The organism is Paenibacillus sp. FSL P2-0121 (assembly GCF_037975345.1).
In the GTDB taxonomy this organism is placed as follows: domain Bacteria; phylum Bacillota; class Bacilli; order Paenibacillales; family Paenibacillaceae; genus Paenibacillus_AQ; species Paenibacillus_AQ odorifer.
The window spans coordinates 1,060,380-1,076,311 of record NZ_CP150245.1 but is presented as its reverse complement, the minus strand read 5'-3'; the positions used below and the strand labels follow the sequence as shown (position 1 = coordinate 1,076,311).

Below are 15,932 nucleotides of genomic sequence, written 5' to 3'. Positions count from 1 at the left end.
ATTATCATTCTAAAAGCCATCTGGACTGCAGAGCGTCCATGAGAAAGGATTGTTCCATGATTTCATACGTCATTCTTGGGATTACGTTCCTAATTGCCGTAATTCAGATTTCCATTTATGCCGCACATCAGCGCAAACCACTGACACGTGATGATATTAACGATCGACTGCTAGCCGCTTTGAACGGAGGCGATAAAGGCCGTGAATAAGAAAAGACCCGTTACCTTCCGGCCTTTCAAGGCCCCGCGTTACGCTTATGACAAGCTGCGCATCTGTCGCCAATGCGGGCGGTATACCGCTCTTGGCGAAGACCGCTGTAGCAAATGTGGCAGAGCCTCACTTATTGCTGTAGAGCAGCACGCAGCATCACTAGCCAGACGGAAGATGCATACCCGCCTACTATTCATCTTACTGCTCACACTAGCCTCTGTCTATTTTGGAAATAGCATCCAACAAATGATATTGTGTGGTGCCGGTGGTCTTGTGCTTGCTGGACTATTGTACTATACGCAGCGAAAAGTAAGGCAGAACGAGAATCTTCGTTCTCTCAATGAGCTGCTTGGTCGTGGGATCGGCATCATCAAGGAAGGGCTGGAGGTCAACCGTCAGGAAGCTGTCTCCGTACTCCGTAAGGATGATGTTCTTGCCTATGAGAAGCTGCGCGAGCTCTCCATCCTGCTTCGCGGCGACCGGATCGCGCGGCAGCGAGTGGCTTTGCTGCATGGATTTTTACTCCGCAAGGATATGGATCTAGAACTGGAGCAGCTTCTTCTAAAAGACTTCGAACCACTGCTAGCCGAATATATCGGCGAGATCGCTAAAGTCCGTCCCGATCTCATTAAGGATCGTACACTACGCTACGTGAAGAACTATGAAGTGGAGATTCGCCAGATGGCTAACGGCTTAACCATCCTTACGAGCGTTGCAGGAGCGGCGGTAAGAATGAAGCGTTATGCCCTGCTCTACTCCAATATGATTGGCCGATACGTGCAAGATCTGCCCAAGGACCGTTTTATGCGGTTGTCCAAACTCATTGCTGCGAATCCCCATGAACCTTGGAACGGCTTAGACCTCAGGGTAGCTGACATTCGTGAAGCCAAATATCGCTGGGACCCGGAGGTCCAATAGACCTGAAAGCTAAGATGAACCAATATAAAGCAAACATCCTTATTGATGACAACCAACCGTTTCTCAAAGAAATATAAGGATGATGTATACCGTAAAACTTATACTTTCTTAGGCTTTCTTATATTTTGAAAAAAGAGGCTACTCTATATGACGTTCAAACAATTAATAACCCTGCGAAACTTTATGATCATTTTGTGTATATGCATGCTTGTGCTGCTTGGACAGAAGGTTTTTCTCATCGCAGATAAAATACAAATCACCAAAGAAGCCGACCGTCTCTACGCTGCCGGGGATCTGATTAATGCAGAGGATCAGTACCGTCAAGCAGCGGCCAACTATTCCATTGATTACCAGGAAGAAAGAGTCGCAAAACGTCTGGATGAATTAGCTCCAATCACAGACATCCGCAAAGTTCTGAATGATTTGGTAGCCTCTACTAAGGAGGAAGCAGAGACTAAGGATTTTGCCGGATTTATGAAAAGCTATCAAGCTCTGCTCAGTTTAAAAGCTACATATATGAAGCCAGGCGGTCCCTATGAATCCTATTATCGCCAGTTATCGTCGGCCTCAGGCATTTCAGACCAGTTCACCTCTTATTTCCGTCAGTTTAAGGAGCAGTTCCTTGCCGATCTTGCCCAGAACCAGAGCGGAGGGGTGAGTAATGAAGAGAACTTCAAATGGAATCTTTTGCAGATTCCTGATGCTTATTATGGAAGTGCAGCTTCCAAAGAGGATTTACTAGCCTCAAAGTTTAAAAGCCATGACACAGCTATATTAAAATCCTTAGCAGGAGCAGGAAACTTTACCGGCATGCTGGAAAGCACCCTGTCCCTGATGAGTGCTTATAGCCAGCATAATTACGAAGCTCCTTGGGTACTTCAACAAGCAGAAAGCAGCGGGAAGATCATCCTGAACAAAGATCTTGAAGGTGACAATATCACAGCTTTTGCTGGGCATGCTGTAGCTTATCGTAATTTTGCAGGATCGGCAGGCATCACTTCATCCAAGGTGCTGACTTTGATCGATACTAGTAAGGCTAAGCTACTAAAAAATGCCAACCGTCTGACTACTAAAGGTCAATATGCTGAAGCGATACAATTATACGGAGATCTTGCCCCGCTAGAAGATACTTCGACAAACATTGCCGCTACTAGGCTGGCTTGGAATATCGCAGAGCCTGTTCGCCTCCTTCCTGGCGGTGAAGAGCAAGACAAATACAACAACGCCATCTCCCGCAAAGGACTATTGGGCACAAAAGTGATCGTTGCCGGGACGGATAATAGTGGCGTGCTCTATTATGCCGCGATGAATAACGACGACAATGTGGTCACATTATCCGGAAACAGCTTGCCACGCTTCGAGAGTCTGCGCAGTCTTACTTTTAATGAACAGTTGGCAACCTCTTCAGGTGTACCTGTAGTTTTAGCCCAATCTGAGGTTGAAGGTGGACGCACCCTTTTCACAGCATATGAGATGAAATCGAATGGTATTTCGCAGTTATTTTCTTTAGCTGGTGATAGTTATGAACTGCAGCCGGATGACTCTATTCTCGTGCCTAATGCGGATCTTGGAGACGGTGTTGACGGGCAAACGGCACTTTACCGTAAAGTAGACGGCAGCTATCAATTCGCGGAGATTGTTCAGGAGTATGCTGTAATCTCAGCTGCGGATCTTACCACTCATCCTTTTGAAAAGGTCTCTTTTCATTGTGAGATCATCGTAGATAACTTCGGCAATAGTCTTGCTTACTCGGATGGGATTTATATTTTGCTCCAAGGAGAAGTGGGTTCCGTTACAGGTAACGCGTTAGTTAGTGGCCAATATCAGAATGGATATGAGCTCGTTGGAACAGACATGGGCGAGCAATATGTGCCTGTGTTTATAGTGGAATCCGTAGGTAGCATGAGCTTTGGGCGGTAGGGATTTGGGATACAGGATACGGGATACGGCATACGGGATAACCTTGTCTTTGTGTCGGCTCGACGATCCTGTAAGCTCCACCACTTATAGCAACTAGCGTTGGACAGCGCTTCGATGGTTAATAGGTACGTAATGCCATGAAGATCACATAGCTCGTTAATCATTCGTAATTATCCTGTAGTCTAAGTCTCGTTAATTTACCTATTGTGGATGTTTTTAACAAACCATTGAACTTTCAAGTAATCTGCTCTAGACGCTTTCACACCATTGGTTACGCATCATCCCTTATGTGATCTACGTTTGATGTAACATCTTCAAGCAAATTTGCCATTGTTAGCAGTACCTGTTGCTAGACAAAAAGACACTAACCGGGGGTTGGTGTCTTTTTTTCCATGTACTAGCAGTCTATGGATAGATGAAAAAAATCAAAAAGTAACCTGTTACGGGATAATGTCGTATTGCATTAAGCACGGTGACTTTTACTCAGCTACTCAATTGGCACTTTTAATTTCTAAAGCACTTCTATATAGGTCCCACAAACACTCCAAGGAAATAAAATTGTGAACCGTAGTAACAGATATCTTAACCATTTTTTTGATGAAATCAAATTCAAAGGTTTAAATCGGTGTTCTCGTTTACATAGAGCTCGCTGGGTTCAATTCGATGTTGGTGAGTATGCAACAGCTCTGGCAAACGCCCTATCCGCTCAGCCAAACGGGATAGCTTTTGCTCATGAAAATTAGATAATCCCGTATGAATCCGGTCTTGGAAAGGTTCAAGCCATCTTGTTTCCAGACTGTCAGAACCGAAATAAACCCCGAGCAGAGAGCCTGCTGTTGCTCCAAAACTATCCGTATCGTTGCCTTGCATCACCTGCTTGCATATCCCGTCACCGACATTGTCTGCAAATCGAAATGTATTAATTAAGGTACCTATTTCCTGATAAACCTGACAGTGACTATAATTTGCATACTTATGGTTAATGCTCTGATAAGCTTCCAGCCAGTTATCTGCATTCGCTACCCTCTGCAGGCAATCCTGAGTAATCTCATAGAATCGGCTCCTTCCAGGTACGAATTGCAGTGCAGTACTTATTATTTTAATAGGATCGCGCAGCACTTGCGCAACTGCAATCGCAGCGGCGATGAACATCGTGGCGTAGATCCCCGTCCGGCGATGTGTAAAACTTGCATCACGCCAAGCTAGCTCAGCGGCAAGAGCGGGTTGACCGGGGCAGGCATAACCGTAAGCATCTGCGCGAATCGCTGCTCCGCATAGTTCTGTATCTTGCACCATGAAGTCGGGCCAAGCCTCTATTTCAGAATGATTGAATAGTTCTCTATCATGCTCCAAATAGCTAATCCCCGATCGAAGCAAGATGGTCCTCTCCGGCCCCCAAGTAGTACTTATCGGAAGATGATTTATCCATAAATCTCTTAAATTTCTTTTCGTAAAACCATCGCCAAATTGTTCTAACGCCATCATTCCCATTAATGTGTAATTGATATCATCATCAGGTGCCACATAACGAATTCGCCCCCGCATCGTCTCAAACCAAGACCAATGTCGACGATCCAAAGCATGGAGAACTTCATCAGAAATGTAATCATTCAGTGGCCATTCCCCTACAGAAGTTAAAGCTTTACGCAATTCCGACAAGCTGGGGTTTACCTCAATCGGTTTGCCTAGCATTGAACCACAGACTGAAGCGAGGAATCCCGCCTCCACACGCTTGGAGCTATCCTTAAGATTCAAGATGCCGACCTGGCCTAAAGGTCGTGCCGGATCGCATTCCTGCCATATCTCTTGTAAATCGTTTGGTTCATAGTAAGGCCAATTGTCCCTCATTGGAATGGCCACCAAGCTATGAGCGAATTCCAGATAGGCATCATAGCTTGCGGGAAGCTGTTCCAGCTTGGCTAAATAACCCGAGGTTTGATGCCCCTGTGCAAATTTATTGCGTAAAATCCCCTCTAATTGACGTTTAAGAAATGCGAGTGATGGCAGCATGCTGTATCTCCTTTGTCCGTTTATTAATCTACGTAAAATAACTTCTACATGAGAATGTAAACGATGATTGATGGAAAAGCAGCCCATCCCATCGCCTTCATTATAAGTTTAAATAAACGAGCATGCGATGATAGAAATAACAGTAAAAGCAATAAGTTTAATAGACTATTAAATAGGGAAAGACACTCTAAAAAACCCTCCAATGGGATGCCAAATGAATCGTCACCCTTATGTCCTTCATTTTTTCGATTACGGGATTACTTGTTGCGTTCAATTAGCTTATTACTTTGCCTAATGAGATCGAATGTAATGGTTTATAGCATACACTGTATCCACCTAGTGAACATTTATAATGAGTAGTCAAGCAACTATAGCGACTTGGGTGTACATATACGAAGCAGACAACTTTGAACGACTTGGGTAAACAATCCCTACGGATAGTACGCTCCTTCTGCTGACCATGAGAATGGGAACTCCTGTCTGGTCAGTTTTTTTGTCCAAGAGGTGTGGGTAGCCCGTCTATACTCTTTGTGTTTTTCTCTTGTCTATATTCTCTCAGCCCTGCCTCACCCTTTTGGATAGACCAACGCTGCAACGTATCCCGCTCACCCTCATAACTCATGAATGGGACCGAAAATCCGCAGGAAGTCTGTACTTTATGAACATCTATCAAAATGATCTGTCTAGCTCCAGGCAGAGATGTAAACAATGGGGACAGTGTTTCCCATTCTGCTGATTCAGGCAAAATCACAGCCCCTGTTCCATACAGTCTTAAAATATTAGGCGGCCCCTCAAACGCACAAAACATAACCGTCACTCTTCCATTTTCCAGCAGATGCGCGCTCGTCTCATTACCGCTGCCAGTCATGTCTAGATAAGCCACCTGATTAGGAGACAATATCCGAAAACAATCATGTCCCTTCGGCGAAAGGTTAACATGCCCATCTTCTGAAAGCGGCGCCGACCCTACGAAAAAAAGATGCTGCCGAAGAATAAACGCTTCATGTACAGGTAGTATAGCGGTAAATTGTTTTCCCATTTGGCATTCTCCATTTCTGTATATTTGTGTGTTGGCTAATTGGTCATCTCTACTCAACTCTATCGGATCCGCCGACTCAATGAGTTCCATGAACTACATGAACTACATGAACTACATGAACTACATGAACTACAACAGCTTCACCAATCATCTCAGTTCCATCAACCACATTTGCTTAACTAACTAGCTTTGCCGACTACATTAACTTCTATAGTTACATTAGCTCTATCAACTCCGTTAGTTTCACCAACTGGATCAGTTCCAAAAGTGCATTAACTCCATTAACAATACCCACTCCAATAGCTCCTCCATCAAACTAACTTTGACTAGGTCCAAGCGGCGTTTGCCGCTAATGTAGGGCATTTTTGTCTCTCTTTCCTGCTACTTTGGCTCGGGGCGCCTAATGTAGAGCATTTTTGACTCTCTTTCCTGCTATTTTAGCTCGGGGCGGCTAATGTAGGGCACTTTTGCCTCTCTTTCTTGCTACTTTGGCTCGGGACGGCTAATGTAAGGCATTTTTGTCTCTCTTTCTTACTACTTTGGCTTGGTGCGGCTAATGTAAGGCATTTTTGCCTCTTTTTCTTGCTACTTTGGCTTGGGGCGGCTAATGTAGAGCACTTTTGCCTCTCTTTCTTGCTACTTTGGCTCGATACCGCTAATGTAGGGCACTTTTGCTCTTATTTCTGACTAATTCGACGCTATGCAGCTGATGTAGAGTATTTTTACCGTACATTTCCCCACTTTGGCTCAATCCAACTATTCTACGGGATTTTCACCGTACATCCCCGCCACTTCTGCCCAATCCAGCAAATCTACGGGATTTTTACCGTTCATTCTCGCCACTTCTGCCCAATCCAGCAAATCTACGGGATTTTTACCGTACATCCCCGCCATTTCTGCCCAATCCAGCAAATCTACGGGATTTTTACCGTATATTTTTCCGCAGACATATTAGTTAAGTATATATACTCTAGGGCTTTTCTTATGTCTCCCCCCGTCTGCCTAAATGCAAGCCTCAGCAAAGATTAACAACACATCCCGAGAATTTTAAGTTGTCATATTCTCTTCCACCGTCAAGTAACCCTTCTCCCCGGTACCTGGCCGTCAGCAAAAATAGGGACTACCTCTCGGCAGCCCCCCTTTCTCTCGCAAGCTGCTTGATACTACTATCAGAAGCAACTCCCTTAAATCCCTTTTTCCCTATAAAATACTTCCCTCTAAACACTTTCCTATAACACTTTTCCCTAAAAAATCTCCCGCTTAAGCACTTAACCCACTAAGCACACAAAACCATCCTTCCCCTATCTATTCAATCGCAATATAAATCTCAACCTGCGTGTCAGCAGGGTCAAAATTCCGTGAATCATAAATCTCAAAATCCCCCGTGTAAGTTCTTACCTCCCCAGACTCCTTAAAGTACGCCCAAATCTCCCCCCACGCTTGCGCGACTACTTCAAATACCGGACCTTTTTTCGTCTTAAAAACCATGTATTTGCTCTCCGGTACAGCCGCATAGGTGAACTGGTTTTCCACTAGTTCGCTTTCCTCTAGTTGGCTTTCCTCTAGCTCGCCTTCCTCTAGCTGACTTCCCTCTAAATGTCTCTCCTCAGCTACTTCATGCCCGATCACAACGGTATACGCTCCGCTCGCATCACTCTCATAATCCGTATACAAAGCATAGATGTACTCAGGATTTACCGTAGCTTTCTGCCCCGCAATATTACTCTGAAAATAAGTTTCCCACAGCTGCGACAAACCTCCATCAGGTCCCATTTCTGCTTCATTAGTTGTGCGTATGCTAACCCCCGCCAAGGTCATTTTTGCTTTCTCTACAAAATAAGTATTCATCCATTCTCCCTCATTTCCTGTGATTGAACTTAGTATACACAGGCAAAGTGGACATCTGTCTGTCCAGTTCGAATAGATTGATTTCATTCTGGGTTATAAAGACACCATTAGGGTAATTAATAGTATGGAACTACACTCGAAGGGAATGACTACAGCATGCCAAAAATCAAATTAGCTGTCATCTACTACAGTGCCACAGGAACTAACTACCAGCTAGCACAATGGGCCGCGGAAAGCGCAGAAAAAGCAGGAGCTGAGGTAAAACTTCTGAAGGTGCAGGAACTCGTCCCCGAGGACAAAATTCAAGCAAATCCAGCCATGAAAGCCCTAGCTGAGAAAACAAAAGATATCCCAGTTGCCACACCCGACGATATAGTCGAAGCGGATGCGATTATTTTCAGTTCCCCAACCCGTTACGGTAACATTGCTTCCCAGATGAAGCAGTTCATTGATACAACCGGTGGCATTTGGGGCAAAGGACTAACAGTAAACAAAGTCGTCAGCGCCATGAGCTCAGCACAGAACCCGCATGGTGGACAAGAAGCTACGATTTTGGCACTCTATACGTCGATGTATCACTGGGGAGCCATTGTTGCAGCACCCGGTTATACCGATCCAGTCACATTTGGTGCGGGAGGCAACCCTTACGGAACAAGTGTCAGTGTAGATGGAGACGGTAAAATGATCGAAGATCAGGATCGGATCCGTGACGCTGTTTTTCATCAAGCGAAACGTACCGTTGAAGTGGCCGGCTGGGTTCAGGCAGGCAAAAACGCCAATAATCAGAACTAGCGCAGCTGAGTTAATATAACAACACCCCTCGGAGCTACTTGTGTAGCACTGCACCGAGGGGTGTTTAATTTATATTTTAATTACTCTCCAGGGTATTTAAGCCCCCACTGTGCACGCACTTGATCCAGCAGTTTCAGAATCGCTAACGATTCATCCAATGTCATCACCGGACTCTCTGTAAGCCCCGCCTGAAGACAACGTCCTACTTCCTCCGCTTCAAAACAATATCCAATAGAAGCTCGGTCATCTGCAAAGCTCTCTACCTTCTCATCTCCTATATAAAGCGCAGCCGATTTCGGGTTCACTAATGTACCCTCTACAATAATACGGCCTTCTGTGCCAAACACATGCGCTTCCTCCAACATGTTAAGACGAATACCACCGTTCAACGAAGCGGTTTTCCCGTTACCATATGACAACAGCATCGAGAAATGCTCGTCCACTCCAGTCTCACCTATGTGCACTGTGCTGGAAATAGACTCAGGATGAGGTCCAAACACCATGGAGGCAAAAGAAACCGGATAAATCCCCACATCCAGCAGCGCACCCCCGCCCAGCTGCGGATTCAGCAATCTGCCTTCCGGATTCCAGTCGGTACGAAACCCTAGGTCTGCCTTCACCAAACGAACATCACCGATTCTACCCTCAGCAATCCATTCTCTAACCTTCACAATCGCCGGGATGTAGCGACTCCACATTGCCTCCATCAGGAATAGCTTATGTGCTCTAGCATAGGCCACAACTTCTTCCAATTCACCGCTGTTTACGGTAAAAGGTTTCTCACACAGGACAGCTTTGCCTGCACGCAGCGCCATTAAAGCATTTTCTTTGTGAAAAGGATGCGGCGTTCCAATATATACCGCGTCTACATTCGGGTCATTCAGCAATTCCTCATAGGTTGCATAGGCATGCGGAATCCCATGATTTTTAGCAAATTCATCGGCACTTTTCTGAGATCTTGACCCAACGGCATAAGCCACACCATTACTGGCATGCGACAAATCAGTAACAAATTGATGAGCAATCCAGCCTGTGCTAATAATTCCCCATCTCACCTTGTAAGCGTTGTCCATTTTCATTTGCATGTTCCTCCTAATCCTTCTGCTAAGTCTCTTTAATTCTATCAGACCATTCTAATGAATGTATAGGAACTGATGCCAGCAAACACCACCGTCACCACCAAAATAGCAATATTCCAGATCTTGCTCAAGGCCGCTGAGTGCTCGTTAGAGCTTTGAATAAACGCTTTTTGCAAAAGGAATTGTAAAAGCTTCATGATTACGAATCCTAAACAACCCAGCCCGCTTTGCAAAATAACCTCCAGACTAGCTTTACTTACAAATCGATCAGCCATGTTCCCATCATAATGAATCGGCACGGTATCCGGCATTTTGGAATAAAGGAATAAATAAATAGCTACAGGAATCAAGGCCACCACACTGCTTAAGATCATCGTCAGTTTGGTTTTGAACAACGTTTTACCCTCCTTGTGCGGAAAAATAATCTCCCTGTTATTCTCCTTCCACTTCAATCAGATATATCCCCTTCTTAAATCCACCGCGACGTTTAGCTTTCTCTGCACGTTGCTTCTCCAGCTCCACGCTATTGCTCCCGTGTGTCTCCGCCAGAGCCTGAATCACTTCCATCATATCGGCAAGCTCCTCCAGAGCTTCTTCATCACTTGCTGCCTGAAAATATTCCTTCGACTCTTCTTGCAATTTTTTACGTAGTTCAGTTATGTATTCTTTGGACTCTAATATCCTTGTGTTAAAATCTTTACCTTGAGAAGCTATCAAATCGGGGATGCCGTCACGCACTAGCTTTTCATATACAGGCATTTAAGCTCTTCCTTTCTTCTATATTATATTATATCTCCCTTCAATCCGGCTTTGATTCCATCACTAGACGTTCTACAAAAGGAAGATCTGCCGGAGCAAACATGAACTGATCCAGTTCAGCCGGAAGCACCCACCTATGTTCGTCGTGATCCACCAGATCAATTACACCTCCCTGATACCGCGCTTTCCAAGCAATCAATTGGATCTTTATCTCTCCATAGTTATGCTCGTTCATGCCAAAGCTCTCATAGGGAAGGATTGTGATCCCCATCTCTTCCTGAAGCTCTCTTTGCAGACACTCTGCGATGCTCTCATCCTGCTCTATTTTGCCACCAGGAAATTCCCACAGACCTGCCTGCGATTTACCTTGCCGCCGCCGGGCAATAAGAATCTGCCCTTCTTCATTATGTATAATTGCTGCCGCCACCTTGATCACAAAGAACACCTCCACTATTGCTAGTTATTCGACAGATACTACTATTAAAACATACAATTCATTCCAAACCAAAGAGACTCTCCCAAAAGCCAACACGGCCTGGGAAAATCTCTTCAGTACAGTCTCTCTATAAATTTCACAGCAGCGTTATCCTTACGAAAGAGCTACTATTTTGTCAGCACAAGCTCCAAACGAACCTCAAGATTATTTTCTGTATCCAGTACAACGGTGTGGGGATTGCTTAGACCAAAGTCAGAAAAGGCCACTGTTGTCGTTCCCGACAGCATCAACTGTCCCCCGCTATACGCCGCTTGCGACTGAAAGGTGACGTCCTTTTCTACTCCTTTTACGGTAAGCGTCCCCTGCATTTCAACAGGCACAGTTGCTCCTTCAGTCCATTCTGCCGGCAGCTCCGAAAATGACTTCACTACAAACGTGGATTGTGGAAATTCCGTTACGGATAGAAAATCCTCTCCTTTTACATGCTCGTCCCGTTGGCTATTGCCAGAATCCAGAGCGCTCATATCCACTGTCCCTTCCCCGGCCATCGAAGTAGAATCCTCTATATTTACCTTCCAGGTACCCTGAACTTTGTTGTCTACGAAGTTTACTGTTTCTTTAGAGGTCGTCACTGACCAATAGACTTTAGAGGTTTCCGCAAGGGTCCAATCCCCGTTTAATTGTTCGGCTGTGACCGCCACCCCTGCTGATGCTCCAGTGTTATTTGTTGTCTCTCCAGCATCTGCTGTGGTTGCTTGATTTGGAATCACGGACTCGATCTCTACATTATTGCCCAGCGATTTATCCAGTAATGTATAACCTGTGACTACTCCTACGATAATAACTCCTGCAGCGATCAAGGCTATTCTTTTTCTCTTCATCCTGTTCCCTCCAATATTCATAATTTCTGTATGCTTTCAAGCTCGTCCCTCATTCTAACAAAGCAATATGTCGGGAAGAAGTCAGAGCAGAACGGGCTATGATGTGTTAAACTTGTCGTAAATTTTATGGACTGGAGGTACTCCAATTTGACGAAATCCATTCTTGTTGTAGAAGATGAAGAAGCCATCTCTAGGGTCCTCAGTGCTTATCTGAAAAAAGCAGGCTTTCAAGTCACCCGTGTAGCCGATGGACGCGCTGCGCTGGAGTCTTTTGCTATATCTCCTCCTTCATTAGTATTACTAGACATCATGCTGCCAAACATGGACGGCTTTGAACTGCTTAAGCTCATCCGTGAAAAAAGCAGCTGCCCTGTGATCATGCTGACGGCAAGAGATGGGATCAATGACCGGCTAGCCGGTCTCGACGGTGGTGCGGATGATTATATGTCTAAACCTTTTATTCCCGAGGAGGTGGTAGCACGCGTGAACGCTGTCTTACGCCGTCCCTCGCAGTGGTCTGATGGCAGCCGTAAACGGCATTATGGCAGTTTGTTTATCGACTTCACAGCACGTGCTGTCTTTTTAAATGGGGCTGAGCTGAGTCTTAGTCCTCGGGATATGTCAGTGCTGTTATTTCTCGCTGAAAGACCTAATCAGATTTGTACGCGTGAGCAATTAATAGAATTTGTATGGGAAATGGATTATGAAGGAAGCGACCGGGCGGTAGATTTGTCGATCAAAAGACTACGCCAAGCGTTGTCGCACTGGCCTACTAGTGAGGGGGAAATCCGTACCCTAAGGGGGACGGGATATCAATTATGGACAACTTAAAGAGAAACAACGCCAAACGTACCTCTATCCTTTCTTACTGGACGATACGTTATCTACTCATTATTAGTGTAGGCCTGCTCCTCACAGCTTTAGCTACATTATGGTGGATCCGTCAGGAGGCTATGAGCAATCGTCTGCAGACTGCGGGGCTTTTGGCACAGGAGATTGCAGATCGCAGCTTAAATATGGAAGGCTCCATTGAAATCAGCCAAAATCTCGAAAAACTGATCGAAGACCGGAAGCGGTTTTTCAAGTTAACCATAGAGATGTGCGTGATCATTACTGATCAACAAGGTCAAATGCTATTCTCCCTGCCACCTCTAACTGACAAGGAAATGAGATATAAGCTAAATGATAGCCTGAACGACTCCCGCAGTCCGGAGTTCAAAGCTGCTGTGGCTCCCATAAATTCGGATGACAAAACACTGGGACAGGTTATTGTCCTGCAATCCAAAAAATCACTGCGGCATATTCCACAGGAGGAGATCATATTTTTCTCCATACTGCTGCTGTTTCTAATCATCTTAAGTTGGCTAACCATTTACCTCTTATCTCGTAAACTGGCAAAACCCATTCAGAAGGTAGTCGAGGCAGCGGCTCAAATCAGCCATGGCCGTTATGATATCGTTCTAGATAAGGATGCTAAAGAGCGGGAAATTCATGAGCTGATGATGTCTTTTGAAGAGATGGCAGGCAAGTTACAGCAATTTGAGCAGTCTCGAGCCGTAATGCTGGCCGGAGTCTCCCATGAGTTGAAAACACCCGTAACCTCTATTAAAGGCCTGGTGCATGCCGTCCGCGAAGGGGTCGTTGAAGGTGATGAAGCTGTGGAATTTCTGGATATTGCCCTGCTGGAGGCTGGGCGGTTGCAGCGAATGGTAGCCGACCTTCTGGATTACAATGCCCTGACTGCAGGAATGGTTTCCGTTCGTCACGACCGACTCGATGCCGTACCACTACTATCAGAAATCGTATATCAATGGAAACTGACACAGGCGGAAGATGTTGCTGAACCCGTGCTTCATATGCCGATTAATCCCTTATTTTTGCGTGGGGACTCCCTTCGTATCCAGCAGATAATCGTCAATCTACTTAATAACAGTGTACAAGCCAAAGCTCCGGATCGAAAGGTGCAGCTTACAATAGAACTGCTGGATCAGCAATGTCATGGCTTTGCCGAAATCCGTGTTCAAGATAATGGGCTTGGCATCTCATCCAATCATAGTGAGCATGTCTTCGAAGCCTTCTTCCGGGGCAGCGATAAGCAGAGCACACTGCGTGGTCTGGGACTCGGCCTAACCTTCAGCCGTCTGTTGGCCGAATCTATGAACGGAAGCCTCGTGCTTGAGGAGCACTCAGACAAAGGCTGCACCTTCGTGCTGTCTCTGCCGCTTGATGATTAAAAAATAGTCTGCGATCCATCGACATGGTATAATCATGTGCACAATCACACCGAAAACCGGAGGCTGTATATGCTTACTTTTGAACAAAAATTAGCGATTCTCGACTCTTACCCCCAACTGGAACGCAAAAATGTATCCCTTGGGCGCGTGAACTATCACTACGAGGAAAGCCAGCATGATAAGAAAACCGTGGCTTTTCACCTGCATCCAAATGGTAATGGCTATGTGTTCGCAGGCTTACTGCGGGGCTACGAGACAGACGATAAGGGCTTCGTGAATATTCGCGACTACTCGGAATCCGAGCTGCGTAGTTTGCTGGATGCCTCCATCACCTCACTGTCTATTTACATTCCTGATGCTCCTGTAGCCAGCAAAAGAAAGAAAAAGGCTGCGGCAACTGCCGATACACTCTGGACTAATGATGAGGGCCAAACCCTAACCCTAAAGCTTGAGGATGATTTATGGTATGTCTATGCCGACCTCAATCTGGAGATGGCGTTTGAAACGCTTGAGGAAGCTAAAGAATATTTAGCGGAAGAGGGATTTACAGCAGCGCAGGAGTAATTGTCAGACTTTAATCTACACACTCACAACAAAAGAGGTGTCTGAGCAGCCATTTATTTTGGCCGTTCGGACACCTCTTTTCTAATAAAACGATCCTTAATATACAGGTTCCGTATATATGTAACTATAAATACCCAAATCGAGCTCGGAAACCACTTCATAATCTAGTTGGAATTCTATAGTCTTATTTGATAGACCTCCTACAAAATAACCGCCCTCCACAACCAACCTATCCTTCCCTCCAACTGGGGCGACCAAGATCAGCTGTTCAGCTTTATTGGCTGGGATCACAAAGTTTTGCAGCCCACCCGTCTGATCTTGAATATATTTACGGATAGATACGAGGTTACTGCCTAATTCCGAGAGGCCGGAATTGTCGTTCCGCCATACATCAAGCGCATCTTGTTGGGATTGGTTGGAACTGACACATGCCTGATTAACTGAAAATTCAGGGATTTTATATATATTCCCGCCAATATTATCGATAACTACTTTATGGGTTACTTCCGTACAATTTTCAATTTTCAGAGTCGGCATGGGGTCCTTTTCCTTTGAGAATGTCTTTATGATTTTTTGATCACCAGACTTAAAATTTATTGAGATGTCTTTATTATCCATGTTAGAAAATTCGAGCAAGCTATACAACTGATTATTTTTAATTCCGTAGTGCTTTACGTTTATAACAAACCTGTTTCTCTCATCTGATAACGATTTTGATTGCTCTTGGCTTCCTACTGAAATTGTTCTGTTGACCGGGGCAATAATCTTCTCCTCGGCAACTGGTGAGGTTATGTAAATAGATTTTGTACCTTCATCCCAAGTGACACTACTACCCAACACTTCGCTAATAAATCTTAAAGGGACGAGTGTATTATTTTGAAAATTGATACCTTTTAAGACTTGCTCATGCTCTTTGGCGTTTACAATTACTCTTCCTTCCTTGACCAGATAAAAAATGTTAATATCCCCTTTAACCGCTGAGACTGACTTCGCATGATTATCCCATTTAATAGTTGCGCCTAAAGCTTCAAAGATCGCCCGCATAGGTACGTATGTAACTCCATCTTTCAGTATAGGACTTACATTAAAATGTAATTGCTTACCGTCCAAATAACATTTGAGATCACTGTCTTCCGCAAAGGCTTGACTTGAAGATAAAACAGCGAAACTTATCATCACCACAAAAAAAGTGATAATTTTTGAAGCAAAGTTGTGGTTTTTCATGTTCTTAATTTAGCTCCT

The 15,932-nt window shown here is 44.9% G+C and carries 17 protein-coding genes; 7 read left to right on the top strand and 10 right to left on the bottom strand.

The window, feature by feature from the left end:
• The first annotated feature begins 38 nt into the window (after nucleotides 1-38).
• The 3 genes from MKY54_RS04585 (at nucleotide 39) to MKY54_RS04575 (ending at nucleotide 3,048) form a co-directional block, all read left to right on the top strand.
• Entirely contained in the window at nucleotides 39-209 is a 171-nt protein-coding gene (locus MKY54_RS04585; RefSeq protein ID WP_155288085.1) for a hypothetical protein, read from the top strand.
• Nucleotides 202-1,128 (top strand): hypothetical protein, encoded by a 927-nt coding sequence (locus MKY54_RS04580; protein ID WP_076129591.1) that lies wholly within the window; start codon nucleotides 202-204, stop codon nucleotides 1,126-1,128. Before MKY54_RS04585 ends, MKY54_RS04580 begins: the two co-directional genes overlap by 8 nt.
• Nucleotides 1,129-1,275: 147 nt before the next feature.
• Entirely contained in the window at nucleotides 1,276-3,048 is a 1,773-nt protein-coding gene (locus MKY54_RS04575) for a hypothetical protein (protein ID WP_339189677.1), read from the top strand.
• A gap of 609 nt (nucleotides 3,049-3,657) precedes the next feature.
• Here the strand turns inward: MKY54_RS04575 and MKY54_RS04570 are convergent.
• The 4 genes from MKY54_RS04570 to MKY54_RS04555 all read right to left on the bottom strand — a co-directional run bounded on the left by MKY54_RS04570 (nucleotide 3,658) and on the right by MKY54_RS04555 (nucleotide 7,945).
• Nucleotides 3,658-5,058 carry an ADP-ribosylglycohydrolase family protein gene (locus MKY54_RS04570; protein ID WP_339189675.1) on the bottom strand — a complete coding sequence of 467 codons (1,401 nt, stop codon included), beginning with the start codon at nucleotides 5,056-5,058 and terminating at the stop codon, nucleotides 3,658-3,660.
• Nucleotides 5,059-5,542: 484 nt separating this feature from the next.
• The gene (locus tag MKY54_RS04565; RefSeq protein WP_076279871.1) at nucleotides 5,543-6,097 is read right to left on the bottom strand and encodes a pyridoxamine 5'-phosphate oxidase family protein; all 555 of its coding nucleotides are present in this window, start codon (nucleotides 6,095-6,097) and stop codon (nucleotides 5,543-5,545) included.
• A gap of 756 nt (nucleotides 6,098-6,853) precedes the next feature.
• Nucleotides 6,854-7,009, bottom strand: coding sequence for a hypothetical protein (locus MKY54_RS04560; protein WP_175620003.1), 156 nt, complete (start codon nucleotides 7,007-7,009; stop codon nucleotides 6,854-6,856).
• A 393-nt stretch (nucleotides 7,010-7,402) separates the two neighbouring features.
• On the bottom strand, nucleotides 7,403-7,945 hold the full coding sequence (locus tag MKY54_RS04555) for an effector binding domain-containing protein (RefSeq protein WP_339189673.1): 543 nt from the start codon (nucleotides 7,943-7,945) through the stop codon (nucleotides 7,403-7,405).
• A 156-nt stretch (nucleotides 7,946-8,101) separates the two neighbouring features.
• Here MKY54_RS04555 and wrbA point away from each other — a divergent pair, with 156 nt between their 5' ends.
• On the top strand, nucleotides 8,102-8,737 hold the full coding sequence (wrbA, locus tag MKY54_RS04550; RefSeq protein ID WP_076129597.1) for an NAD(P)H:quinone oxidoreductase type IV: 636 nt from the start codon (nucleotides 8,102-8,104) through the stop codon (nucleotides 8,735-8,737).
• An 80-nt stretch (nucleotides 8,738-8,817) separates the two neighbouring features.
• On the opposite strand, the gene MKY54_RS04545 is transcribed toward wrbA, so the two are convergent.
• The 5 genes from MKY54_RS04545 to MKY54_RS04525 all read right to left on the bottom strand — a co-directional run bounded on the left by MKY54_RS04545 (nucleotide 8,818) and on the right by MKY54_RS04525 (nucleotide 11,892).
• Complete coding sequence (locus MKY54_RS04545) at nucleotides 8,818-9,810, bottom strand: Gfo/Idh/MocA family oxidoreductase (RefSeq protein WP_076310577.1); 993 nt, start codon at nucleotides 9,808-9,810, stop codon at nucleotides 8,818-8,820.
• 50 nt (nucleotides 9,811-9,860) lie between these two features.
• Nucleotides 9,861-10,211, bottom strand: a complete 351-nt coding sequence (locus MKY54_RS04540) for a DUF1648 domain-containing protein (RefSeq protein ID WP_081391932.1) — start codon at nucleotides 10,209-10,211, stop codon at nucleotides 9,861-9,863.
• A 37-nt stretch (nucleotides 10,212-10,248) separates the two neighbouring features.
• Complete coding sequence (locus MKY54_RS04535; RefSeq protein WP_076194412.1) at nucleotides 10,249-10,575, bottom strand: nucleoside triphosphate pyrophosphohydrolase; 327 nt, start codon at nucleotides 10,573-10,575, stop codon at nucleotides 10,249-10,251.
• 40 nt (nucleotides 10,576-10,615) lie between these two features.
• Nucleotides 10,616-11,011 (bottom strand): 8-oxo-dGTP diphosphatase MutT, encoded by a 396-nt coding sequence (gene mutT / locus MKY54_RS04530; RefSeq protein WP_076185009.1) that lies wholly within the window; start codon nucleotides 11,009-11,011, stop codon nucleotides 10,616-10,618.
• Between the two features lie 167 nt (nucleotides 11,012-11,178).
• A complete protein-coding gene (locus MKY54_RS04525; RefSeq protein ID WP_076129600.1) occupies nucleotides 11,179-11,892 on the bottom strand; it encodes a YceI family protein in 714 nt (237 codons plus the stop codon).
• 147 nt (nucleotides 11,893-12,039) lie between these two features.
• On the opposite strand from MKY54_RS04525, the gene MKY54_RS04520 reads away from it, so the two are divergent.
• From MKY54_RS04520 to MKY54_RS04510, 3 genes are all read left to right on the top strand, one after another.
• Complete coding sequence (locus MKY54_RS04520; protein WP_232061150.1) at nucleotides 12,040-12,723, top strand: response regulator transcription factor; 684 nt, start codon at nucleotides 12,040-12,042, stop codon at nucleotides 12,721-12,723.
• The gene (locus tag MKY54_RS04515; protein WP_076185007.1) at nucleotides 12,711-14,126 is read left to right on the top strand and encodes a HAMP domain-containing sensor histidine kinase; all 1,416 of its coding nucleotides are present in this window, start codon (nucleotides 12,711-12,713) and stop codon (nucleotides 14,124-14,126) included. The genes MKY54_RS04520 and MKY54_RS04515 overlap by 13 nt, the downstream gene beginning before the upstream one ends.
• A gap of 69 nt (nucleotides 14,127-14,195) precedes the next feature.
• A complete protein-coding gene (locus tag MKY54_RS04510) occupies nucleotides 14,196-14,690 on the top strand; it encodes a hypothetical protein (protein ID WP_076099543.1) in 495 nt (164 codons plus the stop codon).
• 96 nt (nucleotides 14,691-14,786) lie between these two features.
• On the opposite strand, the gene MKY54_RS04505 is transcribed toward MKY54_RS04510, so the two are convergent.
• The gene (locus tag MKY54_RS04505) at nucleotides 14,787-15,914 is read right to left on the bottom strand and encodes a copper amine oxidase N-terminal domain-containing protein (RefSeq protein WP_076279873.1); all 1,128 of its coding nucleotides are present in this window, start codon (nucleotides 15,912-15,914) and stop codon (nucleotides 14,787-14,789) included.
• Between the last annotated feature and the right edge of the window lie 18 nt (nucleotides 15,915-15,932).

What these genes read in the sequence shown, in the direction of transcription:
- MKY54_RS04585 (WP_155288085.1), top strand. Translation starts at nt 39, where the DNA reads ATGAGAAAGGATTGTTCCATGATTTCATACGTCATTCTTGGGATTACG.
- MKY54_RS04575 (WP_339189677.1), top strand. Translation starts at nt 1,276, where the DNA reads ATGACGTTCAAACAATTAATAACCCTGCGAAACTTTATGATCATTTTG.
- MKY54_RS04570 (WP_339189675.1), bottom strand. Translation starts at nt 5,058, where the DNA reads ATGCTGCCATCACTCGCATTTCTTAAACGTCAATTAGAGGGGATTTTA.
- MKY54_RS04565 (WP_076279871.1), bottom strand. Translation starts at nt 6,097, where the DNA reads ATGGGAAAACAATTTACCGCTATACTACCTGTACATGAAGCGTTTATT.
- MKY54_RS04555 (WP_339189673.1), bottom strand. Translation starts at nt 7,945, where the DNA reads ATGAATACTTATTTTGTAGAGAAAGCAAAAATGACCTTGGCGGGGGTT.
- wrbA (WP_076129597.1), top strand. Translation starts at nt 8,102, where the DNA reads ATGCCAAAAATCAAATTAGCTGTCATCTACTACAGTGCCACAGGAACT.
- MKY54_RS04545 (WP_076310577.1), bottom strand. Translation starts at nt 9,810, where the DNA reads ATGGACAACGCTTACAAGGTGAGATGGGGAATTATTAGCACAGGCTGG.
- MKY54_RS04535 (WP_076194412.1), bottom strand. Translation starts at nt 10,575, where the DNA reads ATGCCTGTATATGAAAAGCTAGTGCGTGACGGCATCCCCGATTTGATA.
- MKY54_RS04525 (WP_076129600.1), bottom strand. Translation starts at nt 11,892, where the DNA reads ATGAAGAGAAAAAGAATAGCCTTGATCGCTGCAGGAGTTATTATCGTA.
- MKY54_RS04515 (WP_076185007.1), top strand. Translation starts at nt 12,711, where the DNA reads ATGGACAACTTAAAGAGAAACAACGCCAAACGTACCTCTATCCTTTCT.
- MKY54_RS04510 (WP_076099543.1), top strand. Translation starts at nt 14,196, where the DNA reads ATGCTTACTTTTGAACAAAAATTAGCGATTCTCGACTCTTACCCCCAA.
- MKY54_RS04505 (WP_076279873.1), bottom strand. Translation starts at nt 15,914, where the DNA reads ATGAAAAACCACAACTTTGCTTCAAAAATTATCACTTTTTTTGTGGTG.